This window comes from Streptomyces sp. NPDC018693 (genome assembly GCF_044391385.1).
Lineage (GTDB): Bacteria > Actinomycetota > Actinomycetes > Streptomycetales > Streptomycetaceae > Streptomyces.
In genome coordinates this window covers 1-23,244 of record NZ_JBIRZZ010000021.1, presented here as the reverse complement: position 1 = coordinate 23,244, position 23,244 = coordinate 1, and the positions used below count along the sequence as shown (strand labels likewise).

The 23,244-nt window shown below is 72.7% G+C and carries 23 protein-coding genes; 15 read left to right on the top strand and 8 right to left on the bottom strand.

Annotated elements, in window-relative coordinates:
- Positions 1-114: 114 nt before the first annotated feature.
- From ACH5AC_RS34415 to ACH5AC_RS34400, 4 genes are all read left to right on the top strand, one after another.
- Positions 115-735 (top strand): L-threonylcarbamoyladenylate synthase, encoded by a 621-nt coding sequence (locus ACH5AC_RS34415; RefSeq protein WP_398866237.1) that lies wholly within the window; start codon positions 115-117, stop codon positions 733-735.
- A 216-nt stretch (positions 736-951) separates the two neighbouring features.
- Positions 952-1,353 (top strand): MHYT domain-containing protein, encoded by a 402-nt coding sequence (locus ACH5AC_RS34410; protein ID WP_398866236.1) that lies wholly within the window; start codon positions 952-954, stop codon positions 1,351-1,353.
- Positions 1,354-1,432: 79 nt separating this feature from the next.
- Positions 1,433-2,989, top strand: a complete 1,557-nt coding sequence (locus ACH5AC_RS34405; protein WP_398866234.1) for a metallophosphoesterase family protein — start codon at positions 1,433-1,435, stop codon at positions 2,987-2,989.
- Positions 2,990-3,034: 45 nt separating this feature from the next.
- Positions 3,035-3,571: a hypothetical protein gene (locus ACH5AC_RS34400; protein ID WP_398866233.1), complete on the top strand. Its 537-nt coding sequence runs from the start codon at positions 3,035-3,037 to the stop codon at positions 3,569-3,571.
- A 74-nt stretch (positions 3,572-3,645) separates the two neighbouring features.
- On the opposite strand, the gene ACH5AC_RS34395 is transcribed toward ACH5AC_RS34400, so the two are convergent.
- A complete protein-coding gene (locus ACH5AC_RS34395) occupies positions 3,646-4,611 on the bottom strand; it encodes a TauD/TfdA dioxygenase family protein (RefSeq protein WP_398866232.1) in 966 nt (321 codons plus the stop codon).
- A 259-nt stretch (positions 4,612-4,870) separates the two neighbouring features.
- On the opposite strand from ACH5AC_RS34395, the gene ACH5AC_RS34390 reads away from it, so the two are divergent.
- Both ACH5AC_RS34390 and ACH5AC_RS34385 read left to right on the top strand, forming a co-directional pair.
- A complete protein-coding gene (locus ACH5AC_RS34390) occupies positions 4,871-7,828 on the top strand; it encodes a substrate-binding domain-containing protein (RefSeq protein ID WP_398866231.1) in 2,958 nt (985 codons plus the stop codon).
- Between the two features lie 96 nt (positions 7,829-7,924).
- The gene (locus tag ACH5AC_RS34385) at positions 7,925-8,515 is read left to right on the top strand and encodes a DNA polymerase ligase N-terminal domain-containing protein (protein WP_398866230.1); all 591 of its coding nucleotides are present in this window, start codon (positions 7,925-7,927) and stop codon (positions 8,513-8,515) included.
- A gap of 11 nt (positions 8,516-8,526) precedes the next feature.
- On the opposite strand, the gene ACH5AC_RS34380 is transcribed toward ACH5AC_RS34385, so the two are convergent.
- The 3 genes from ACH5AC_RS34380 to ACH5AC_RS34370 are packed head-to-tail and all read right to left on the bottom strand — an operon-like array spanning position 8,527 to position 11,778.
- Entirely contained in the window at positions 8,527-10,872 is a 2,346-nt protein-coding gene (locus tag ACH5AC_RS34380) for a SpoIIE family protein phosphatase (RefSeq protein WP_398866229.1), read from the bottom strand.
- Between the two features lie 58 nt (positions 10,873-10,930).
- Positions 10,931-11,401 carry a peroxiredoxin gene (locus ACH5AC_RS34375; protein WP_398866228.1) on the bottom strand — a complete coding sequence of 157 codons (471 nt, stop codon included), beginning with the start codon at positions 11,399-11,401 and terminating at the stop codon, positions 10,931-10,933.
- Positions 11,398-11,778, bottom strand: a complete 381-nt coding sequence (locus ACH5AC_RS34370; RefSeq protein ID WP_398866226.1) for a hypothetical protein — start codon at positions 11,776-11,778, stop codon at positions 11,398-11,400. Before ACH5AC_RS34370 ends, ACH5AC_RS34375 begins: the two co-directional genes overlap by 4 nt.
- 414 nt (positions 11,779-12,192) lie before the next feature.
- Between ACH5AC_RS34370 and ligD the strand changes: the two genes are divergently transcribed.
- From ligD to hemC, 5 genes are all read left to right on the top strand, one after another.
- Complete coding sequence (gene ligD / locus ACH5AC_RS34365; protein ID WP_398866324.1) at positions 12,193-13,149, top strand: non-homologous end-joining DNA ligase; 957 nt, start codon at positions 12,193-12,195, stop codon at positions 13,147-13,149.
- 138 nt (positions 13,150-13,287) lie between these two features.
- The gene (locus ACH5AC_RS34360) at positions 13,288-14,064 is read left to right on the top strand and encodes an NPP1 family protein (RefSeq protein WP_398866225.1); all 777 of its coding nucleotides are present in this window, start codon (positions 13,288-13,290) and stop codon (positions 14,062-14,064) included.
- Between the two features lie 69 nt (positions 14,065-14,133).
- Positions 14,134-14,652, top strand: a complete 519-nt coding sequence (locus tag ACH5AC_RS34355; protein WP_398866224.1) for a hypothetical protein — start codon at positions 14,134-14,136, stop codon at positions 14,650-14,652.
- Positions 14,649-14,774 (top strand): hypothetical protein, encoded by a 126-nt coding sequence (locus ACH5AC_RS34350; RefSeq protein ID WP_398866223.1) that lies wholly within the window; start codon positions 14,649-14,651, stop codon positions 14,772-14,774. The genes ACH5AC_RS34355 and ACH5AC_RS34350 overlap by 4 nt, the downstream gene beginning before the upstream one ends.
- 28 nt (positions 14,775-14,802) lie before the next feature.
- On the top strand, positions 14,803-15,738 hold the full coding sequence (gene hemC / locus ACH5AC_RS34345; RefSeq protein ID WP_398866222.1) for a hydroxymethylbilane synthase: 936 nt from the start codon (positions 14,803-14,805) through the stop codon (positions 15,736-15,738).
- Positions 15,739-15,750: 12 nt separating this feature from the next.
- On the opposite strand, the gene ACH5AC_RS34340 is transcribed toward hemC, so the two are convergent.
- Positions 15,751-16,275, bottom strand: a complete 525-nt coding sequence (locus tag ACH5AC_RS34340; protein WP_398866221.1) for a hypothetical protein — start codon at positions 16,273-16,275, stop codon at positions 15,751-15,753.
- A gap of 375 nt (positions 16,276-16,650) precedes the next feature.
- Between ACH5AC_RS34340 and ACH5AC_RS34335 the strand changes: the two genes are divergently transcribed.
- Positions 16,651-17,442, top strand: coding sequence for a SigB/SigF/SigG family RNA polymerase sigma factor (locus tag ACH5AC_RS34335; protein WP_398866220.1), 792 nt, complete (start codon positions 16,651-16,653; stop codon positions 17,440-17,442).
- A gap of 17 nt (positions 17,443-17,459) precedes the next feature.
- Here the strand turns inward: ACH5AC_RS34335 and ACH5AC_RS34330 are convergent, their stop codons facing one another.
- Complete coding sequence (locus ACH5AC_RS34330; RefSeq protein WP_398866219.1) at positions 17,460-17,798, bottom strand: ANTAR domain-containing protein; 339 nt, start codon at positions 17,796-17,798, stop codon at positions 17,460-17,462.
- A gap of 115 nt (positions 17,799-17,913) precedes the next feature.
- Between ACH5AC_RS34330 and ACH5AC_RS34325 the strand changes: the two genes are divergently transcribed.
- Positions 17,914-18,717, top strand: coding sequence for a VOC family protein (locus ACH5AC_RS34325; protein ID WP_398866218.1), 804 nt, complete (start codon positions 17,914-17,916; stop codon positions 18,715-18,717).
- A 49-nt stretch (positions 18,718-18,766) separates the two neighbouring features.
- On the opposite strand, the gene glgX is transcribed toward ACH5AC_RS34325, so the two are convergent.
- Positions 18,767-20,914 (bottom strand): glycogen debranching protein GlgX, encoded by a 2,148-nt coding sequence (gene glgX / locus ACH5AC_RS34320; protein ID WP_398866217.1) that lies wholly within the window; start codon positions 20,912-20,914, stop codon positions 18,767-18,769.
- Positions 20,911-21,402, bottom strand: coding sequence for a pep a2 (locus ACH5AC_RS34315; protein WP_398866216.1), 492 nt, complete (start codon positions 21,400-21,402; stop codon positions 20,911-20,913). The genes glgX and ACH5AC_RS34315 overlap by 4 nt, the downstream gene beginning before the upstream one ends.
- A 257-nt stretch (positions 21,403-21,659) precedes the next feature.
- Here ACH5AC_RS34315 and ACH5AC_RS34310 point away from each other — a divergent pair, with 257 nt between their 5' ends.
- Positions 21,660-21,950 (top strand): DUF5133 domain-containing protein, encoded by a 291-nt coding sequence (locus ACH5AC_RS34310; protein WP_398866323.1) that lies wholly within the window; start codon positions 21,660-21,662, stop codon positions 21,948-21,950.
- A gap of 68 nt (positions 21,951-22,018) precedes the next feature.
- Positions 22,019-23,244: maltotransferase domain-containing protein (locus ACH5AC_RS34305; RefSeq protein WP_398866214.1), on the top strand; the 1,226-nt coding region annotated here is incomplete at its 3' end.

The following is a 23,244-nucleotide window of genomic DNA, read 5'->3' as shown; positions in this document are numbered from 1 at the left end:
CGTTGTCTCGGTCGGGACGTTACCGCACCGACCTGTGCCGCTCGTCCGGGCTCCACCTGCCGAAACGCGCCCGCCCGCGCGCCCTGGCCGCCGTTCACGGCATAAGCTCGGCGGATGGCGAAGTACTACGACGTGCACCCCGACAATCCCCAGCCGCGCACCCTCGCCCAGGTCGCGGCCGCCATCCGTGCGGACGCGCTCATCGCGTACCCGACGGACTCCTGCTACGCGCTGGGCTGCCGTCTGGGCAGCCGGGACGGCATCGAACGGATCCGCACCATCCGGCAGCTGGACGACCGCCACCACTTCACCCTCGTCTGCCAGGACTTCGCGCAGCTCGGGCAGTTCGTGCGGGTGGACAACGACGTGTTCCGGGCGATCAAGGCGTCGACGCCCGGCAGTTACACCTTCATCCTGCCCGCGACGAAGGAGGTGCCGCGGATGCTGCAGCACCCGAAGAAGAAGACCGTGGGGGTGCGCATCCCGGACCATGTCGTCACCCAGTCCCTGCTGGCCGAGCTCGGTGAGCCCCTGCTGTCCAGCACGCTGCTGCTGCCCGGCGAGGAGGAGCCGATGACGCAGGGCTGGGAGATCAAGGACCGGCTCGACCACGTGGTGGACGGTGTGCTGGACTCCGGGGACTGCGGCACCGAGCCGACGACAGTCATCGACTTCTCGGGCGGCGGGGCGGAGATCGTGCGGCGGGGGGCGGGTGACACGTCCCGGTTCGAGTGACGGTACCTCGGGACTCGCGGGAAAGGCTTGCACTCACCGTCCCCCGGCACGTAGACCCTCTCTCGATCAACATCCGTCACTCTGGGGGGAGTTGGCGCATGGAAGGTACGCTGCTGGACGCGCGGTCGTGGAAGGCCGGTTGACTGGCCCTCGGGGCCGCGTCGATCGGGTTCCAGGTCCGGGAGACCCTGATCCGGCTACCACGTCGGGCTCACCGTGCTCAGCCTCGCCGTGGCGGTGGTCGTGGTGGGCGTCGGCGTGTTCGTCGTCGGGCATCGCGGTGCCACGCCCCGGACAGCGGTCTGCGCGGGTGCGGTCACCGGTCTCGGGGTCGCCGCCATGCATCTGGGCATGGCGGCGGTGCAGTCGAACGGGTCGGTCGAGTGCGGCCCGCTCACCGTGGCGCTGTCGGTGGCGATCGCCGTCGGCGCGGCGACCGCGGCGCTGTGGGCGGCCGTCACCGTGCGCGGATTCATGGCCGGTCTGGGGGCCAGTCTGGTGATGTTCGACCCGCTGCTCGTCCTCGGCGACGGCGAGTGGAACCGCCAAACGCCCCCGGCGGACGGGCGGGACACGCCGGACGGCAGCCGGACGACGGTGCGGGCGCGGTCCCGGTGAGGCCCAACGGCCCTGCCTCTCAAGGCCGCTGAGGGATCCGGCCGTACCGTCCGCCCCGGATCGTTGTTACGGTGCCCACGTGTCTGACTCCTCGCGCGACACCGCGGCGGGCGCCGGCTGGGGCCCCGCCGACCGGGGCGCCTACCAGCAACTCGTGCCGGAACAGGTCGAGAAGGTCTCCTGGCTGGACCCGCGGATGCTGTGGGCCGCCCGCAACGGCGTGCTGGCCTCCTGGTTCGGCGACCCCACCGGCCGGACCCGTGCCCGGTGGGTGGCCCAGCGGGCGGCGGCCGGCGCGCCCGCCGACAAGGTGATCCGGCGCGATGACCCCGACCGCTTCTCGTTCATGGTGATCGGCGACACCGGCGAGGGCGACGAACCCCAGTACGCGGTGGTGCCGGGCTTCCTGAAAGCCGGTCAGGACACCAGCTTCGCGGTGCTGGCCAGCGACGTGATCTATCCCGTGGGCAGCGCCGACGACTACGACACCAAGTTCTTCCGCCCCTACCGGGACTATCCGGCGCCGATCTACGCGATACCCGGCAACCACGACTGGTACGAGGACCTCGGCGCCTTCATGCGGGTGTTCTGCGACGACGCCCCACCGGTGCCCGACGGGCCGCGGCCCCGGCCGCTCACCCGTGCCTGGCTGCGCTCCCTGCTGTGGCACCGGCCGCGCCGCGGGGACGGCGAACACCTCGCCGAGGCACGGAAGTCACGGTCGGCACCGGCCCAGCAGGCGGTCCAGCCGGGGCCGTACTGGGCGATCGACGCGGGCCCGGTGCGGATCATCGGCATCGACACGGGGCTGCTGGGCGGCATCGACGCCGAACAGGGCGCATGGCTGCGGGAGGTCTCGCGGGGCCCCCGGCCGAAGATCCTGATCACCGGCTCGCCGCTGTACGTGGACGGCGAGCACCACCCGTGCCCCGTCGAGGGCGGCGGCACCGTCGACGACATCGTGCGCGCACCGGAGCACCACTACGTCGCGGCGATCGGCGGCGACATCCACAACTACCAGCGCTACCCGGTGCGTCTGCCCGACGGCCGCACCCTGCAGTACGTCGTCTCCGGCGGCGGCGGTGCCTTCACGCACGCCACGCACACCATCCCCCGCGTCGACGTGGCCGGCGTCACCGAGGACGACTTCCGGTGCTATCCGCTGCGCGGCGACTCCCTCGCCTTCTACAGCCGGCTCTACGGCCGCCGGCTGCGGCTGCGCCGCTTCTTCTCCCTCACCGAGGACGAGGCGACGGCGGTGATCGAGGAGCGGCTGGGCATCCGACCGGGCCGCGCGCCGGGTCCGGGGGCGCGGGTGACCCGGCGGACCCGGCTGGTCGCCGGCCTGCTGGGCACGGGCCGCCGGCCCGACCGGCCCAGGCGGTTCCGGCTGCCCGTGCGCAAGATGTACACGCAGTTGTTCTCGCCGGGCTCGGCCACGTACAGCCCGCCGTTCTTCAAGTCCTTCCTGCGGGTGGACGTCTCCCCCGAGTCGGTCCGGCTGCGCTGCTACGCCGCCACGGGCAACCGGGCGCAGGAGGTCGAGCCGCCGGTCGAGGACGAGGTCACCGTCGCGCTGTCCGGTCACGGCCGTACGATCGACACCGAACCACCCCCCGGCACCCGGGTGTCCTGACCGACGCAGCCCTGGGCGGGAAACGGACGACGGAGGACCGACGGCATGGCGGAGCATGAGCGGCGGGGCTGGAGCTTCGCGTCGGCGCGCGAGCCCGCGTTCTTCACCGCCTGCGAGGAGACCGAGGCGCCGGGCACGGGACACGCGCTGAGCGCGGGCCGCACGCTGTGCGGCATCACCAGGGACCGGCTGACCGTGTACCGCAGCCCGTTCAACCCGCGCCGGACGACGGCCTGCCCGAGGTGCCGGGAACTGACGGACCGGGCGCCCGACGAACCGGGCGTCCAGGAGCGTCTGCACCACCGGGTCCGGGGCGCGGTCCCCGGGCCGCTGCGGGAGGAGTTGCTGGCGGCGCTGCGGCAGGGGGCCCGGGTCGGCCTCTGGGTCGACGGGCCGGCGCGGACCCTGGTGCGGCACTACGGGCAGGTGGAGCGGATCGTCGAGGGCGGCGGCCCCGTCGAGGCCGTGGTGCGCGACGACGGGCGTCTGGGTCTGGCGCGCGTGGTCAACGGCGCCCGTGAGTTCGTGGTGTTCCTGCCGGAGGGCGATCGCCCGTTCGTGACCCGCGCCCGGCCCGCCTGAGGTCCGCCCCAGGGCGTGCTTCGAAAGTCCCGCCTGCCCGCGACGCCTGGCACGCACGCTCGCACCGGTGGGCTCTACCAGCGGCCCGGCTCGGTGCCGACGATCGGCTCGGACGGCCGGCCGTCCACCCCGGCCGGCACGTCACCGGCGAGCATCACCCGGTGCATGGTCCGGGGGAAGCCGAGGTGGGCGGTGTCGCCGGGGGCGAGGTGGATGGTGGCCCGGTTGTCCCAGAAGGCGACGCTGCCCGGCTCCCAGCGGAAGCGGACCGTGTACTCGGGTCGCACCGCCTGCTCCAGCAGCATGTCGAGCACGGCCCGGCTCTCGGCGCGCGACAGATCGGTGATCTGCTCGACGTAGTAGCCGTTGACGTACAGGATCCGCTCCCCCGTCTCGGGGTGGACGCGCACCAGCGGGTGCACGGAGGCGACCTGGTGGTCGAGGAGGTGGCGCAGATAGGCGTCGTCGCCGGGGCGGGCCTGGTAGCCGACGCCGAGGCGGTGCTCGGCGCGCAGGCCGTCCACGAACCGCCGTACGGGGGCGGAGAGTCCGGCGTAGGCGGCGGCCAGGTTGGACCAGGTGGTGTCACCGCCGTAGGGCGGTACGGTCTCGGCGCGCAGGATGGTCGCGGCGGGCGGGTCGACGCGGGCGCCGTGGTCGCAGTGCCAGCCGCGCAGCAGGGTGTGCCGGCGGCGCTGGAGCCACTCGTCGTGGTCCATGCCGAAGCGGCCGCCCAGCTCCAGCCGGTCGGCGGTGGTCTCGATCTCGGGGACGTCGGGCGGGGAGGCGCTGCCGCGGCGGGGCAGCAGGACCGGTTCGCCGAACCGGCGGGCGAACGCCACCTGTCCGGCGTGGTCCAGCCGCTGGTCGCGGAAGAACACCACCTTCCAGCGCAGCATCGCCGCCCTGATCGCGGTGACCGTGGTGTCGTCGAGTGTGCCGGCCAGGTCGACGCCGGTGATCTCGGCGCCGATGTGCCCGGCGACCGGACGCACTTCCAGCCCGGCCGCCTTCGCTGCTGTCTCCCAGGTCATCGTCATGCGCGCGCTCCGCGGGTCGTCGTCGGGTACGGGTCCGGGAAGGATCGTGACAGCGAACGGGCGCGCAGGCGACAGGGCCTCGGTCCGCGCACCGCCGGGCACGGGCCGGGGCGCTATCACGTTGTCGGATCAACGCACCCTGTGATTAGCGGAGTTGCTGCCGGTTTCACGGTCCGGAGTTACGGTATGTCTCCCAGGTCGGCAGTCATGGAGTCGGAGCAGAGGCCCGGTTGATCACGTGACAGACTCTCGTCCCACGGTGGTAATCCTCACGGCACTGCGCCTGGAGTACGACGCGGTGCGGCAGCATCTCACCGACGTCGTTCAGGAGGAGAACGACTCCGGCACGGTTTTCGACTGCGGATGGCTCGCCGATACGGGCTGGTGGGCCGCGCTCGCCCTGATCGGGCAGGGAAACATCGCGGCGGCCGTGATCACCGAGCAGGCGCGGGCGAAGTTCCAGCCGACGGCGCTGCTCTTCGTCGGCGTCGCCGGCTCGTTGAAGGACGACGTCAAGATAGGCGACGTCGTCATCGGCGACCGTATCTACGCCTACCACAGTGAGAAGCACGACCCGGGGGTGAGTCTGGTCCGCCCCCGGGTGTGGGACGCCTCGCACCGGCTGCTGCAGCGGGCGCTGCGCGTGAACCAGGCGCCGGGATTCCAGGTGCACCACAAGCCGATCGCGGCGGGGGAGGTCGTCCTGAACGATCCCCGCTCCGCGCTCAAGGAACAGCTGGAGCACCACTACAACGACGCCGTGGCGATCGAGATGGAGAGCGCCGGGGTGAGCCACGCGGCGCATGTCTCGGGAGTGCACACGCTGACGATCCGCGGCATCAGCGACAAGGCCGACGGGCGCAAGCACGCCGCCGACGCGGGCGGCAAGCAGCGTCTGGCGGCGGAGCACGCGGCACACGTGGCCGTCGAGGTGCTCAGGGAGGCGCGCAAGGGGCTCGGGCCGCAGGGCGAGAACGCCCCGAAGCCGCCGCTGGTCTCCGAGCCGTCGAAGGCAGCGCATGGGGCAGGCGGCGGGCAGAGACCGACGCAGACGGTGGGGCTCCCCGCGGGCGCGCTCCCGCCACCACCGCCCGGAACCACAGGTGCTTCCCCGGACTCCACCGTCACCCGCCCCCTGAACGGCCCTTCGGCTCGGACCGCCCGCCGCGGCACTGGGCTGATGTCCGGCGTCACTCCCCCGTCCCAGTCGGCCAGCACCGACGAGCCCGACTCCGACAGCTCCTCCCAGCACACCAGACGCCAGAAGCCGGCCCGGCCGCCGAGTGAGCTCCTCCGTGCCCCGGCCCTGCTGTTCGCTTCCTGGCGCTGGCGCTCGGCGGCGCTGACCGTCCTGGGGATCGTCACGCTGACGCTGGTGATCGCGCTCCTCGGGGCCCTGCTGACGTCCGGCGGCGGAAAGGACGACGGTGACGACGGGGTCAACACCACCAGCGCGGTGTCCGCGCTGAAGCCGTGTCCCGCGGCCCAGGCCGATGTCACCCTGCGGATCGCCGCGTCCGTCGACCTGTCGACGTCGCTCGGCGAGGCCGCCGCCGGATACGGGGCGCGTCAGGCGGACGGCCGCTGTGTGAAGGTCGTCGTCGACGGCGTCAACTCCGGCACCGGCATGCGCGCGCTCGCCAGGGGCTGGACGGAGGACGACGGTCCGGAACCCGACGTGTGGTCGCCCGCCGGGCGCGACTGGCTCGCCCTCGCCCGGACACGGGCCACGCCCGAGGCCCTCAAGAAGCTGCCGGAGACCGCCGACCCGATCGTGACCAGCCCGCTGACCATCGCCATGCCCAAGCAGATGGCCGAGGCTCTGGGCTGGCCGGAGCAGCGGATCGGTTGGAAGGACCTCGCCCAATGGGCACAGGATCCGCAGGACTTCTGGGCCGAGCGCGGCCAGCGGCAGTGGGGTGCCCTGAAACTCGGCAAGACGAATCCGCACTACTCCACCTCCGGGCTCAACGCGACCGTCGGCGCCTTCTACGCCCGGACCGGGACGAGCGCCGAGCTGTCCCTGAAGGACATCGACGACCCCGCCAACCAGGCGCTGGTGCGGGAGATCGAGAAGTCGGTGGTGCACTACGGCGACGACACGCTGACGTTCCTGTCGAACCTGCGCGTCGCCGACGACGAGGGCGGTCCCGACCGGGCGGTGGACCACATGTCCGCCGTGACGGTCGAGGAGGCCGCGGTCGTCGCGTACAACCAGGGCTTCCCGTGCGGCTCGTACTCCACCGACAGCCGCCGCGAGTGCGCGCGGACGAGCCCGCCGACCACACCGCTGGTGTCGCTCTACCCCAAGGACAGCAACCCGGAGAGCGACCACCCGTACGTCGTCCTCAACGGACTGCCGTCGGTGAAGCAGACGGTGGCGCTGGACTTCCTCGCCCATCTGCACAGCCGGCCCGTCTTCGACAAGTACTTCGCGCCGTACGGGTTCCGCACCCATGAACGCGAACCGGGCTCCGCGGTCACCCCGGCGAACGGCGCCCTGCCCGAGACGGAACTGTCCGCCTACCGCGCACCGCAGGGACAGGTCCTCGACCGGATCCAGCAGGCGTGGTCGCGGCTGCGCCGGCCGGCGAACGTGCTCGTCGTCATCGACACGTCCCTGTCGATGGAGGACAAGGTGCCGGGCACCGGCAAGACCAAGATGGAGCTGCTGAAGGAGGCCGAGCCCGCGCTGTTCGGCGGGTTCTCGGACGCCGACCGGGTCGGGCTGTGGCGGTTCTCCAACGCGGCGAACATCGACGGCGAGCACCACTACCAGCCGCTGGTGCCCATCGGCCCGATGAGCGACGAGCTGCCCGGCGAGGGGGTGCCCCGGCGCGAACAGCTCACCAGGGAGGTCAAGGGCCTGGTCCCCAACGGGGCGACCGGGCTGTACGGCACGCTCGACGCGGCGGTGACCACCCTGCGCGCCGGCTACCGGGCGGACGCCATCAACGCCATCGTGCTGCTCACCGACGGCCGCAACGAGGGCGTGCCGGAGAAGCCGACGCTGCAGGACGTGCTCACCCGGATCGAGGGCCCGGGCGAACGGATCCGCGTCTTCACGATCGCCTACGGCTCCGACGCCGACGAACAGGACGCCGGCGGCCGCACGGTGCTGGAGAAGCTCGCCGCCGCCGGCGGCGGCCGCGCCTACGACGCTCACAACCCGAAGGTCATCAGCGAGGTCCTCACCAGCGTCATCTCCAACTTCTGACCCGCACACGCGCTTCCGTGAGGCGCGGGCCGGGCCGGCGCGTTGGCCGACGGGGGCTTTCGGGTACTCGGGGGCGGTGAGCACGAGGAGGCAGTTGTGGGCGATCGGCTGAAGGAGTACCGCCGTAAGCGGGATCCGGCGCGGTCCGGGGAGCCGGAGGGGCTGCGGAGTGGGGTGGGCGGTGGGGCGCGGTTCGTGGTGCAGATCCATGACGCGCGCAGGATGCACTTCGACTTCCGGCTGCAGGTCGATGACGTGCTGAAGTCGTGGTCGGTGCCCAAGGGCCCGTCCGACGACCCGCGGGACAAACGGCTGGCGGTGCCGACGGAGGACCATCCGCTGGAGTACGAGCACTTCGAGGGCGTGATCCCGCGGGGCGAGTACGGGGGCGGCACCGTCATCGTGTGGGACCAGGGCACCTACGAGCCGCTCAGCCACGACCGCCGGGGGCGTCCGGTCGACTTCGCCGAGTCCCTGGAGCGCGGGCATGCCACCTTCCGGCTGCACGGGTCGAAGCTGCGCGGCGAGTACGCCCTCACCCGGATCCGCGACGAACCCGACGACCAGGCGTGGCTGCTCGTCAGGGCCGGGCGCGGCCACGGGCAGGGCCACGGCACCCCGGATCCGCGCCGGGCCCGCTCGGTGCTGAGCGGACGCACGCTTCGCCAGGTGGCCGCTGCCGAGTGAGCCGCGCCCGGTCAGCCGGCCGGCAGGTGCTGTTCGGCCCAGATGGTCTTCCCGCCGGCGGTCTGCCGGCTGCCCCAGCGCTGGGTGAGCTGGGCGACCAGCAGCAGGCCGCGCCCGCCCTCGTCGAAGGCGTGGGCGCGCCGCAGGTGTGGGGAGGTGGAGCTGCCGTCGGAGACCTCGCAGATGAGGCTGTGGTCGCGGATCAGGCGGAGCCGGATGGGGGTCGTGCCGTAGCGGATGGCGTTGGTGACGAGTTCACTGACGACGAGTTCGGTGACGAAGGCGGTCTCCTCCAGGCCCCAGGCGGCGAGTTGCTCGGTGGCGGCCTGCCGGGCGACGGCGACCTGGGCGGGGTCCGGCGGGATGTCCCAGGTGGCGACCTGGTCGGTGCCGAGGGCGCGGGTGCGGGCGAGCAGCAGGGCGACGTCGTCGCCGGGCTCCTCCGGCAGCACCGCCTTCAGCACGGTGTCGCACAGGGCGTCGAGGGAGGCGGCGGGCGCGGTGAGCGCGGCGCACAGTTCGTCGGTGGAGCGGTCGATGTCGCGGTCGCGGTCCTCGATCAGGCCGTCGGTGTAGAGGGCGACGACCGCGCCCTCGGGGAGCTGGAGCTCCGTCGCCTCGAAGGGCAGCCCGCCGACGCCGAGCGGCGGGCCGGGGGTCAGGCCGACGAGGTGGGCCGTGCCGTCGGGGAGCAGCACGGCGGGCGGCGGGTGACCGGCGGCGGCGAGGGCGAGGCGTCGGTCGACGGGGTCGTAGACGGCGTACAGGCAGGTGGCGCCCAGTTCGGCGACCTCCTCACCGCCGCCGTCGTCGTCCGTGGCGAGGTGGGTGACGAGGTCGTCGAGGTGGGTGAGGAGTTCGTCGGGCGGCAGGTCCACATCGGCGAGGGTGCGCACGGCCATGCACAGGCGTCCCATGGTCGCGGAGGACGGGATTCCGTGGCCGACGACGTCGCCGACGACCAGGGCGACCCGGCTGCCGGACAGTGGGATGACGTCGAACCAGTCGCCGCCGACGCCCGCCGTGGAACCGCTGGGCAGATAGCGGTGGGCGACGTCGACGGCGGCCTGTCCGGGCAGGCCGCGGGGGAGGAGGCTGTGCTGGAGGGCGAGGGCGGTGGTGCGTTCGCGGGCGAACCGGCGGGCGTTGTCGACGCAGACGGCGGCGCGGCTGGCGAGTTCCTCGGCGAAGACGCCGTCGTCGGGGCCGTAGTCCTCCGGCTGTCCGATGCGTACGGCGACCGCGACACCGAGTGTGGTGCCGCGGGCGCGCAGCGGTACCGCCATCATCGAGTGCGCGCCGACGCGGTGGCGCCGGCCGGCGGGGGCGCGCGCGTTGCATTCGGCGACCCATCGCACGAAATCGGGCTCGCCGGCCTGGCTGAGGATGACGCGGCCCTCCCTGAGCGCCCGGGCGGGTGGCGAGTACGCGGGGTAGACGTCGGTGTCGCCGAGGTGCACGGCCGCTTCCGGGGTGCCGTCGGTGAGCGAGCCGTGGGCGACGCGGCGCAGCGCGATGTCCGCGGCGGGCATGGGCGGCTGCTCCCCCGCTCCCAGGACCCAGTCGAACAGGTCCACACTGGCGAAGTCGGCGAACCGGGGTACGACGACCTCGATCAGCTCCTCCGTCGTGCGGACCAGGTCGAGGGTGGTGCCGATGGTGGCCGCCGCCTCGTTGAGCAGGGCCAGCCGCCGTCGGGCCCAGTACTGCTCGGTGCTGTCGAAGGCGGCGAGGGCGGTGCCGATCACCTCGCCGGAGGAGTCGCGCACGGGCCACATGTCGGTGGTCCAGGCGTGCTCCCGGTTCAGGGCCGGGGCGCCGGTGAAGCTCTCGTAGCGCAGCGGCATGCCCGTCTCGGCGGTCTGGCGCAGGTGCCAGTGGAAGCCGCGGCTGTGCTTGGCGTCCTCCACGGTCTCCGGGAAGTGCCGGCCGAGCAGTACGTCCTCGGATACGCCCATCACCTGGCAGGCCGCCTCGTTGAGCCGGAGATAGCGCTGCTCGGTGTCGAAGACGGACATCGACATCGATGCCTGCTGGAACGCCCGCTCAGCGAGGCTCGGCTCAGGGTCGCCGGGCGGCTGTGCGGTGATGACATGGGCCCTGGGGGTCCCGTCCTCGCCGAGCAGGGGACACGCCGTGAGGACGAGGGATACGCGGGAGCCGTCGCGGTGACGCAGGACGGCGGGGGCGGTCCGGGCGCCGACCGCGTCCGGCGGCAGGGTCTCGGCGAGCAGATCGGCCGCCGGGCGACCCACGGCCTCCTCGGCGGGGTAGCCGGTGAGCAGCCGGGCGCCGTCGCTCCAGCCCGTCACGACGCCGGTGGCGTCCACGACGGCCACAGCGCCGACATGTTCCATATCACCCAGAATGGGCCCTCTTGGTTCCTGCATCAAGCGGCGGGCGACGCCGACGGGGCTATCCGGCGCGCCGCTCCCGCAGCACGGCGAGCGCGCGGTCCGCGTGGGTGTTCATGCGCAGCTCGCTGCGGACCACGTCCAGGACGGTGCGGTCCTCGGCTATGACGAACGTGGCCCGCTTGGTGGGCGCCAGGGAGAAGCCCCGCTTCACGCCGAACCGTTCCCGCACCGCGCCGTCGGTGTCGGACAGCAGCGGCATGCCGAGGGTGTGCCGCCCGGCGAACTCCTGCTGCCGGTCCACGGTGTCGCCGCTGATGCCGACGGGGCGCGCGCCGACCTCGGCGAACTCGGCGGCCAGGTCGCGGAAGTGGCATGCCTCGGCGGTGCAGCCGGGGGTGAGGGCGGCGGGGTAGAAGAAGAGGACGACCGGCCCGTCGGCGAGCAGCCCGGTCAGGCTGCGCGGGGTCCCGGTCTCGTCGGGCAGCATGAAGTCCTCCACGCGGTCGCCCGTCCGTATCGTCTCGCTCATGCCCTGCCCTCCGCCCGTGCGGCCACGCCGCGCGCCCACAGCACGAGCGGCACCTGCAGGGGCAGCCGGCCGAGGGCCGCCGCCTTCTGCGGGGCGGGCCGGTCGCGCCAGTCCAGCGCCATCTTCACGTTCGCGGGGAACACGCCGACGAAGAACGCCGCCGTGGCGCGTGCGGCCGTCCGCCGGGTGCGCGGCAGCGCCACCCCGGCGGCCAGCGCCAGTTCGGCGACGCCGCTGGCGTAGGTCCAGGCACGGGGCGAGCCGGGCAGGGCGCGCGGCACGATCGCGTCGAAGGGTCTCGGTGCGGCGAAGTGAGCGGCGCCCGCCGCGGCCAGCAGGCCGGCGAGCAGCAGGGGTGAGCGTTCGGACCGGGGCACGGTTTCTCCTCTGAGGGCCAGGCGCGCGATCCTACTCGACGGTATGCGCGGACCTGGAGGCCCCCCCTTGCACCAACTCCCTTGCGGGGACGGGCCATCCGCGCCGCTGGCGCCGATCCGACGTGCAGCCGGACGACCCCGGGAACGCGTCGGCCGCCGCGCGGGGCTGCTCCGCTGCTCGCCCCACCGCTGGTGGCCCGGCTGCTGCTGCGCGGGCCCCGCGAGCCGACACCGCCGAGATCGAACTCGGCGGCATGCTGCGCGGCGAGCTGACCCGGCCTGATGCTGCCGCTGGGGCGCGAACCCGGCTGGTGGCCCTGTCGACCCCCGTTCAGGGGAAACCGCACGTCGGCGTGCGTGGCCAAGCCCGGCCGTGTCGACAACTGAGCCGTGGAGCTGCCCCTGATCGAACCCATGCTCGCCACCTCGGGTGTCCTGCCGCCCGTCGCGCAGGACGCGCGGTGGGCGTACGAGACCAAGCAGGACGGCCAGCGGGCCGTGGTGTATCTGCCCGGGGACGGCGGGATCGTGCTGCGCGCGCGTTCCGGGGAGGACATCACCGGTGCCTATCCGGAGCTGCGGCCACTGGGTGCCGCGCTCGGTCGTACGGCGGCCGTGCTGGACGGGGAGGTGCTCGCGCTGGACGAGGAGGGGCGGGCCGACTTCCAGTTGCTCCAGGCGCGGATGGGGCTGGCGCACGCGCCCGCCCGTGCGGCGCGGCTGGCGGCGCGGGCTCCGGTGCATCTGGTGCTGTTCGACGTGATGCACCTGGGCGGGCGCTCGCTGCTGCGGCTGCCCTACGAGCGGCGGCGCGCGGAGCTGGAAGGTCTGGGCCTCGCGGGGCCCTGCTGGTCGACACCGGCCGCGCTCTTCGGCCACGGCCGTCAGGCCCTGGCGGCGACCCGTGAGCACGGGCTGGAGGGCGTGGTCTGCAAGCGGCTGGACTCGGTGTACGAGCCGGGCGTGCGCTCCCGGAACTGGATCAAGATCCGCAACATGCGGGGCGTGGACGTCCTGGTCGGCGGCTGGTCACCCGGCAAGGGCCGGCTGACGGGCAGCTTCGGCGCCCTCCTGGTCGGGCAGCGCGCCGGGTCGGCCCTGCGGTACGTCGGCAGCGTCGGCACCGGCTGGAGCGAGGCCGAGCGGGCCGACCTGGCGGCGCGGCTGCGCGACCTCGCGACGCCGGACTGTCCCTTCGACCCGGTGCCGCCGATCGCGGGCGCGCACTGGGTCGTCCCCCGGCTGGTGGGCGAGGTCCGGCACAGCACCCGCACCAGGGCGGGCCTGCTGCGCCAGCCTTCCTGGCTGCGACTGCGCCCGGACCTGACGCCGGAGGAGTCGGCGGCCGACGTGCCCGACGACCTCGTCTGACCGGGATCACCCAAGGATTGGGCCGCGGTTCACCACCGATACGCCCGCCACTCTTGGCATGGACGCGCCGAACCGGGAAGCTGAACCTCCTTTTCACCCACAGCCGTTCGGCTGCGCCCGGATCCCGAGGAGGACGCAGTGGCGTCACCGTCGTTCAAGGCCCACCGCAGGAGATGGCTCACCGGACTCGCCGGTGCCGCCGCGCTCGTGCTCGCCGTCCCCACCACGGCCTGGGCCGCACCGCCCCAGGCCCTGCCGCAGAACGCCACACAGGACGAGCTGACGTACCGTCCGGCCTTCGACTACGACACCGACGGCTGCTACTCCACCCCCGCCATCGGCCCCGACGGCACGATCAACGGCGGCCTGAAACCGACCGGTTCGCTCAACGGCAGCTGCCGGGACGCCTCCGACCTGGACAACACCAACAGCTACTCACGCGCCAAGTGCAACAACGACTGGTGCGCCTATATGTACGGCCTCTACTTCGAGAAGGACCAGGCGCTCCCGGGCAGCAGCATCGGCGGGCACCGGCACGACTGGGAGCACGTCGTGGTGTGGGTGCAGAGCGGCCAGGTGCGGTACGTGTCGACGTCCAACCACGGCTCGTTCACCGTGAGCACGGCGTCCTCGGTCCGCTTCGACGGCACACACGCGAAGATCGTGTACCACAAGGACGGCATCAGCACCCACTGCTTCCGCCTCGCGAACAGCAACGACGAGCCGCCGGAGAACCACCGGGGCACCTGGCAGTACCCGCCGCTGGTCGGCTGGGACGGCTATCCGGCCGGCCTGCGCGACAAGTTGAGCGCGTACGACTTCGGCAGCGCCCACTTCGGTCTGAAGGAGGGCAGTTTCGCCAACCACCTGGCGTCGGCGAAGCCGTCGGGGATCGCCTTCGACCCCTACGCCTGAACCGCGCGGCACCGCCTGAGGGAGACGGGCCCCTGGTCCGACCCGGACCGAGCACTCCATGATGGCGGGATGGATCATGCCAACGAACTCCCGCCGGCGGTGCCCGCACAGGCCCTGCTCACCCTCTCCGAGGACCACCACGCCCGCACCGCCCGCCCGCTGGGCACCCGTCAGGCCGCCGGGCACCTGGTGAAGACGTATGCCCTGGAGGCACCGGGCCGGACGGTGACCGCCGACGACGCCGAGGCGGCGCTGCGGATCGCCGGGGCCCAGCTGGCGCTCGGCCCGCAGCGGGGCTCGCTGGGGCTGGCCGTGCTGATCGCGCACGCGGGCGGGGACGGCGACTACGTTCTGGTCCACACCTGGATCGAGGGCTACATGTCGGACCTCGCCGTCTTCACCGGCCCGGCCGGGAAGCCCGAGCTGCTGCGGCCGGGCCGGTCGGGTCTCGCACCCTGTGTGTGGGAGGCGGCGCTGCTCGCCCACGAGCGGGAGGCGTTCAGCCGGCATGTCCTCGACGGCACCGGGCCCCTCGCCGACCGCCTCGCCGTCTGGAGCGAGGACACCCTGGAGGGGACCGTGCGATGAGCGACGCCCCCGTCGCCCGGCACGCCGAACCCGCCGAACCGGCCTTCCCCCACGCGGAGCACGACCGGCGGGGCGCCCGGGCCGAGGAGAAGGTGCGGTACTTCCTGGAGGTGGGACGGTGAGGGTGCCCGAGGGGCTATCGTGTCGCGCATGCCGTTTGCGGAACTGATCCGGATCGTCTCCCGTGACTCGCCCATGGCGCTGGCCCAAGTGGACCGGGTCCGCACGGAGTTGGCCGCCGCGCACCCCGGGGTGCGTACCGAGGTCGTCCCCGTGAAGACCACCGGCGACAAGTGGATGGGTGATCTGTCCAAGGTCGAGGGCAAGGGCGCGTTCACCAAGGAGGTCGACGCGGCACTGCTGGCCGGCGAGGCGGACCTCGCGGTGCACTGCGTCAAGGACGTCCCGGCGGACCGCCCGCTGCCGGCGGGCACGGTGTTCGCGGCGTTCCTCAAGCGGGACGACATCCGTGACGCCCTGGTCCACCCGGGCGGGCTGACCCTGGACGAACTGCCCGCGGGGACGCGGATCGGCACCTCCTCGGTGCGCCGGGTCGCCCAGCTGGCGGCCACGCACCCGCACCTTCAGTGCGTACCGTTCCGTGGGAACGCCAACCGGCGGCTGGAGAAGCTGGCCGCGGGGGAGGCGGACGCGCTGCTGCTCGCGGCGTCCGGGCTGGAGCGCATCGGCCGGACGGACGTGATCAGCGAGATCCTGTCACCGGAGACGATGATGCCGCCGATCGGCGCGGGCATCCTCGCCCTGCAGTGCCGGGAGGGCGACACGGCGCTGATCGACGCCGTGAGCGCGCTGGGCGACCCGGCGACACACCGGGAGGCAACGGCCGAACGGATGTTCCTGCACGTCCTCCAGGGGCACTGCAACAGCCCGATCGCCGGCTACGCCCAGGTCGACCGGGCCGGCGAACTGTCCCTGCGCGCCTGTGTGTTCACCCCCGACGGCAAGACCCGGCTGAACGCGCACGAGTGGGCGGGCCCGCTGGACCCGGCCACACTGGGCACGTCGGTCGCGGTGGCCCTGCTGCGGCAGGGCGCCCGGGAGCTGATCGACGGCATCGCGCACTGAGGCGCCGGCGCGTCAGGCGGTGCCCTCCTCGGCCTGGCGGCGCAGGAAGCTGCTCACCTGATGGGCGAGCATGTCGTGCGCCGCGCCGCCCGCGGGGGCGCCGACGGGCTCCCCCTCCGCGCCGAGGCCGCCGGTCCACAGCCGGCGGTCGCTCCACTCGTCGTCGACACGCAGCTGGACCTGCACATCCACCTGGCCGAGCGCGGCCTCCGGCCCGGCCGCGTACAGCACGGCGGTGGCCCGGCGCAGCGGGTAGACGTCGAAGCCCTCGATGAACTGCGTGTTGCGCCAGTCGACGAACGCGCTCTCCCCGTCGGGTCCGACCCGCACATCGACCTGTCCGTCCTCCAGATGGACGGTGAAGCGCCCCTCGCCGCGGTTCTCGACGGTGATCCGCAGCCGGAAGTACGTCAGCCCCTCGGCGGCGTCGTCGCGGCCGCGCGGCGGCTCTCCCCGCTCCAGTCGGTGGACGCGCAGACGCAGACCGGCGTGCTCCTCGTACTCCTGCCAGTCCCCGACCACGTTCGGCTCGTACACAGTCCGCCCTCTCGCCTGCTCCGGGCTGCTTCCTATCCGTGTGCTCAGCACACTGTCAAATGAGCGGAATGCGCTGTGGCCAGGGGAATCACCCCTTTTGATCGCCGATCAAGCGCTGCCCAGCGGGAATCCGCCGACGGGCCGCGCGCGGGCCCCGGCGGGCGTGCCGCACATCACGTCGGACGGCAAGATCGCCGAGACGGTCCCCGTTGTTTCAAACCACCCTGTCGGGGGAATCTCCCCTTCGTGCTTCGGACAGGAGGCACGTCCGTGGGATCCCGCGTGTACCGGGCCCCGGTTCTCCTGCACACGTTCCGAGCGCGCGCGTCCCCACGGTGTCCGTCCCACGGCACTTCCCTGAGGGAGGCGCGCCCAATGCGTCCCACCATCAGAACCCGACCTCACCCGCACGACGACGCTCCGGACACCGCCGCGGACTTCGCCCGGCTCGCCGGGCTGCCCGAGGGACCGGAGCGCCAGGCGCTCAAGGACGAGCTGATCGAGCAGTGGCTGCCGATGGCCGAGCGCATCGCCGTGCGCTTCCGAGGCCGCGGCGAGACGCTGGAGGACCTCTACCAGGTGGCGGCGCTCGGCCTGGTCAAGGCGGTCGAGCACTACGATCCGACGCGCGGCCGCGCCTTCGAGGCGTACGCGGTGCCGACGATCACCGGGGAGATCAAGCGTCACTTCCGGGACCACATGTGGACGCTGCATGTGCCGCGCCGGGTGCAGGACCTGCGCAACCGGGTGCGGCACGCGGTGAAGGAACTGGCCCAGACGGCCGGGGGCCGCGCGCCCACGGTCGCCGAGATCGCCGCGTACGCGCAGCTCAGCGAGGACGAGGTGCGCACCGGCATGGAGGCCCTGGAGTGCTTCTCCGCGCTCTCGCTGGAGGCCGAGCTGCCCGGCACCGACGGCTACGCCCTGGAGGACGCGCTCGGCGACCGCGACCCCGGCTACGACACGGTGGTCGACCGGGTGGCCGTGACGCCCTGTCTGCGGGCCCTGCCCGAACGCGAGCGGACCATTCTCTACCTGCGGTTCTTCCGCGGGATGACCCAGAGCGGGATCGCGGACCAGTTGGGCATCTCGCAGATGCACGTCTCACGGCTGCTCAGCGGCTGCTTCGACCGGCTGCGCGACGAGGTCCTCTCCGGGGCACGCTGAGCGGCGCTGCCGCCCGGTCACTGCTCCATCGGGGGCGCGCCCGGGATCTGGGTGGGGCCGTGCCGGTCGAGGGCGTCCTCCAGCGCGGCCCGGATCTCCTGGGGCAGCTGCCCCGTGCGTCCCCAGATGAGGATCAGCTCGGCGATGTTGCGCAGCTTGATGTTGGTGTGCTGGGAGACCTCCTTGAGCACCGCCCAGCCCTGATCGGGCGAGACCCGCCCGAGAGCCACCACCATGCCGATGGCCTGGTCCACGACGGCGTGCGAGGCCACCGCTTCCTTGAGCTGGTCGACCTCTTCGCGAAGCTCCTGCGTGCGAGCCGTTTCGTCGGGTGATCCCTGCGGTACTCGTGCCACCACTCCATCGTGCCACCGGCCCCCTCGGCAGGCGCCCCGGGCGGTTCGCGTCGGACACTGGGAACGGACCACGCCAGCCCCCAGCCGGCGGCCGACGAGATCAGGACACGAGGCCATGAACGACCAGTCGTCTCCCACCCCCGGCAAGCCCCGGATCGTCACCACGCACTCCGTGTTCGGAGCCCCCTGCTGGGTCAGCCTGACCAGCCGTGACCTGGAAGCCACCCAGGATTTCTACAGCGCCGTGCTCGGCTGGCGCTGGCGCAAGGGCCGGCTCGGCGACCGGTTCCGCATCGCGCTCGCCGACGACCTTCCGGTGGCGGGGATCGCCGCCGTCGCCGCCATGTGGCAGATGGCGGTCGCCTGGACGCCGTACTTCGCCGTGCCCAGCGCGGACGTGGCCGCGTCCCGGGTGCGCGAACGCGGGGGCACGGCCGCCGTGGGGCCGATCTCCCTGCCGCCCGGACGGGCCGCCCTGCTGGCGGACCGGGACGGGGCGACCTTCGGGGTCTGGGAGGGCGAGCTGATGGGCAACTGGGAGATGTGGAAGACCTCCGCGCCGGCCTTCATCCGGCTGCACACGCGTGACGCGTTCGCCGCCGCGATCTTCTACGGGGAGATCCTCGACTGGGCCTCGGACCTGCCGGGGTGCTGCGAGGTGCACTACGAGGGCGACGAGGTGGTGCTGCGCAGCCACGGGGACGTGGTGGCGCGGATCGTCTCGGGGGCGCTGGAGGCGGCTCCCGATCCCACGATCCGGCCGCACTGGCAGGTGCACTTCGCGGTGCCGGACGTGGAGGCGTGCGCGCGGGCGGCGGAGAAGCACGGGGGGAGTGTGCTGAGCGTGACGGACGACGAGGCGGTGTTGCGGGACGCGGACGGGGCGCAGTTCACGGTGACCTCGCGGCCGTTGCGCTGAGCCACCCATTCCGCCCTGCGGAACGGGTGGGCACAGCCGGCCACACCGCTCAGACCCTGCTGCGTGACGGGCGGGACAGGGCCATCAGGCTGCGGGGGATGACGCGTACCAGGGCCCCCGCCTTGTACTCGGTCTCGTCCGGGCCCCCGTCCGGTTCGGCCGTGTCGACGCGGACCGTCCAGCGGTCGCCGTAGGCCGCCGGGGGCAGGCGGAAGTGGGCCGGTTCCCAGTGTCCGTTGATCAGGAGGAGGAAGGAGTCGTCGACGACGGGGCGGCCGCGTTTGTCGGGTTCGGCGATGGCGTCGCCGTTGAGGAAGGCGGCCAGGCAGTGCGCGTCGGGCTCCTGCCAGTCGGCGTCGGTCATCTCGCGTCCGTCGGGCAGCAGCCACACCAGGTCGGGCAGCGGCTGGTCGGCGTCGGTGGCGGTCTCGCCGAGGAAGAAGCGGCGTCGGCGCAGCACGGGGTGGGCGGCGCGCAGGGCCAGCAGCCGGCGGGTGAAGTCCATGAGGTCGCGCTGTTCGTCGGTGAGCCGCCAGTCGATCCAGGACAGCTCGCTGTCCTGGCAGTAGGCGTTGTTGTTGCCGCGCTGGGTGCGCCCGAGTTCGTCGCCGTGCAGCAGCATCGGGATGCCCTGGGAGAGCAGCAGGGTGGCGAGGAGGTTGCGCTGCTGGCGGGCGCGCAGGGCGAGGACGGTCCGGTCGCCGGTGTCGCCCTCGGCACCGCAGTTCCAGGAGCGGTTGACGCTCTCGCCGTCCCGGTTGCCCTCGCCGTTGGCCTCGTTGTGCTTGTCGTTGTACGAGACGAGGTCGCGCAGGGTGAATCCGTCGTGCGCGGTCACGAAGTTGACGCTGGCGCGCGGCCGGCGCCGACTGCGGGCGTACAGGTCGGAGGAGCCGGTCAGCCGGGAGGCGAACTCGCCCAGCGAGCCGGGCTGGGCGCGCCAGAAGTCACGTACGGCGTCCCGGTAGCGGCCGTTCCACTCCGACCACAGCGGAGGGAAGTTGCCCACCTGGTAGCCGCCCTCGCCGACGTCCCACGGCTCGGCGATCAGCTTGACGCGGCTGATCACCGGGTCCTGCTGGATCAGGTCGAAGAACGCCGACAGCCGGTCCACCTCGTGGAACTGCCGGGCCAGGGTGGCCGCGAGGTCGAAGCGGAAGCCGTCGACGTGCATCTCGGTCACCCAGTACCGCAGCGAGTCCATGATCAGCTGAAGCACGTAGGGGTGGCGCATCAGCAGGCTGTTGCCGGTGCCGGTGGTGTCGTAGTAGTGGGCCCAGTCGCCGTCCACGAGGCGGTAGTACGAGGCGTTGTCGATGCCCCGGAAGGAGAGCGTGGGGCCGTTCTGGTTGCCCTCGGCGGTGTGGTTGTAGACGACGTCGAGGATGACCTCCAGGCCGGCCGCGTGCAGCGCCTTCACCATCGCCTTGAACTCGGTGACCTGCTGCCCTCGGGTGCCGTGGGCGGCGTAGGCGTTGTGCGGCGCGAAGAAGCCGATGGTGTTGTAGCCCCAGTAGTTCGACAGGCCGCGGTCCTTCAGCACACCGTCCTGGACGAACTGGTGAACCGGCATCAGTTCCACCGCGGTGACGCCGAGTTCGACCAGGTGGCCGATGACCGCCGGGTGGGCGAGGCCCGCGTAGGTGCCGCGCAGTTCGGGCGGGACGTCGGGGTGGGTGCGGGTCAGGCCGCGGACATGGGCCTCGTAGATGACGGTGTCGGCGTACGGCTTCCCGGGCGGGCGGTCGTCGCCCCAGTCGAAGGCCGGGTCGGTGACCACACCGAGCAGGGTGTGCCCGGTGCTGTCGGCCGGGTCGGGGCGGTCGCCGGCCCGCTCGAAGAGGGAGGGGTGGTTGTCGGCCTGCCCGTCGACGGCACGGGCGTACGGGTCGAGCAGCAGCTTCGCCGGGTTGCACCGGTGCCCGAGGGCGGGGGCCCAGGGCCCGTGCACCCGGTAGCCGTAGCGCTGGCCGGGGCCGACGCCGGGGACGTAGCCGTGCCAGACGAATCCGTCGACCTCGGTGAGCGGAACGCTAAGCCCCCGGCCGCCGTCGTCGACGAGGATCAGTTCGACGCGCTCGGCGACCTCGCTGAACAGCGCGAAGTTGGTGCCCTCGCCGTCGTGCTCGGCGCCCAACGGGTAGGGGTGCCCGCTCCACACGGGCACCCCTGCCTTCCGGTACCGTCGCGCGGTCACCGGGTGTCCCCCGCCGCGGCGGCCAGGGCGGCGACCGGTACCTCGCGCGGCACCTGGAGCACCTCGCGCAGGCTCGGCGCGGGCGCGACCGGGACCAGCGGGGCGCGATCGTCCGCCCGGGCCCGCTGCGAGAACCAGATGACGTTGCCGCCGCCGTCGGTGGCGCAGCAGCCCCAGCCGTCGCTCATCGCGGCGATGCGGCCCAGGCAGGCGCGCAGGTCCTGGTCCGGGCGCAGGTCCCGGTCGTGGCCGCCGACGGCCGTGATCAGGTGCTGGCCGTTCCACCACATCTCGATCGAGGTGTTCTTGTCGGTCGCGTGCTCGTCGATCGCCCTCAGCAGCATCTCGGCGCCGCGGCAGACGGGCTCGACGAGGGTGTCGAGGTCCCAGAACCGTAGGTGAGCGGCCAGGATGCGCCTGACCTGTCCGACCCGTTCCGGGCTGACTTCCACGTCGAGGTGGTAGTAGCAGGGCACTGCGGTCTTCATCTCGTGGGCTCCTCACCGCGAGGCTCTCGCTCCTGACCCGTCCGATGCGCCCTCGCCGGACGCGGACGGGGAGTGCGGAGCGTGAGCACCGATCGCTTCTGAGTCACCTCCCACGGTGCAGGGGTTAGTCCATTCGTGCAACACGAGCGACCGAGGGGACAGACGAGATGGTTGAAGCACCAACAAGACGCTGAGTCGTGATCCATGCACCATGAGTAGCCATGGAAGCTCGCGAGCCCCGGCAGGCGGAGGGCGTCATGCTGCTGCCCTCCAAGGCCGAAGTGACCCGGCAGTTGCGCCGGTACCGCACCTGGGAGCAGATGATGCTCGCCTCACCCGCCGACCGGGCGGTGCGAGCGGCCTTCGAGGACTCGGGCTACACCTTGTGCGTACTGATGGGGAAGCGGTGCGCACGCGAGGCCGCGGACGCCGCCGAGCACTATCTCGGCGGTGCCCGCCGACCCGTGGCGCACGGCGGCCCGGCGGGGCGCGCCCGGCCCGGGCCTCCGCCGATAAGGCGTTCCCCGGACACCCGGGCGGGGAGGTAGCCCCCGTCCGGGGCAGGACCCCGGCCCGAATCACGGGCCCGGACGCGACTACGGCGGAGGTGAGACCCATGAGCGTGACCCCGGCCATCGGCCGTATCCCCGTCCGGGACGTCCGTCCCGCGGTGGAGTGCGGCAGGCGTCCGGCGAAGGCGGTCGTCGGTGAGACGTTCCAGGTCACCGCGACGGTGTTCCGCGAGGGACACGACGCCGTCTCCGCCAATGTCGTCCTGACCGCCCCCGACGGGCGCCACGGCCCCTGGACACCGATGCGCGAACTGGCGCCCGGTACGGACCGCTGGGGCGCCGAGGTCACCCCGGACACCGAGGGCCGCTGGACCTACCGGGTGGAGGCGTGGAGCGACCCGCTGGCCACCTGGCGCCATCACGCCCGCATCAAGATCCCGGCCGGCATCGACACCGGGGTGGTCCTGGAGGACGGCGCCGACCTGTACGAGCGGGCGGCCGCCGGAGTGCCGGAGGGACCCGACCGTACGACGCTGCTGACGGCCGCGGCGACACTCCGCGACGACGTGCTGCCCGTCTCGGTACGGCTGGCCGGCGCGCTGGTCCCCGAGGTGGACGAGGTGCTGGCCCGCCACCCGCTGCGGGAGCTGATCACCGCCTCCGCCCCGCTGCCGCTGCTGGTCGAGCGGGAGCGGGCGCTGTTCGGGTCCTGGTACGAGTTCTTCCCGCGCTCGGAGGGGACGCCGGAGCGCCCGCACGGCACGTTCCGGACCGCCGCCCGCCGGCTGCCCGCCATCGCCGGCATGGGCTTCGACGTCGTCTATCTGCCCCCGATTCACCCGATCGGCACAACGTTCCGCAAGGGCCGCAACAACACGCTCTCCCCGGAGCCGGACGACGTCGGGGTGCCCTGGGCGATCGGGTCGCCGGAGGGCGGCCATGACGCCGTCCACCCGGACCTCGGCACCCTCGACGACTTCGCCTGGTTCGTAGGGCAGGCGCGCGAGCTGGGCCTGGAGGTGGCGCTGGACTTCGCGCTGCAGTGCTCGCCGGACCACCCCTGGGTGCACAAGCACCCGGAGTGGTTCCACCACCGCCCCGACGGGACCATCGCCTACGCGGAGAACCCGCCGAAGAAGTACCAGGACATCTACCCCATCGCCTTCGACGCGGACATGGACGGCCTGATCGCGGAGACCGTGCGCGTGCTGCGGCACTGGATGGACTGCGGGGTGCGGATCTTCCGGGTCGACAACCCGCACACCAAGCCGGTCGTCTTCTGGGAACGGGTGATCGCGGACATCAACCGCACCGACCCCGACGTGATCTT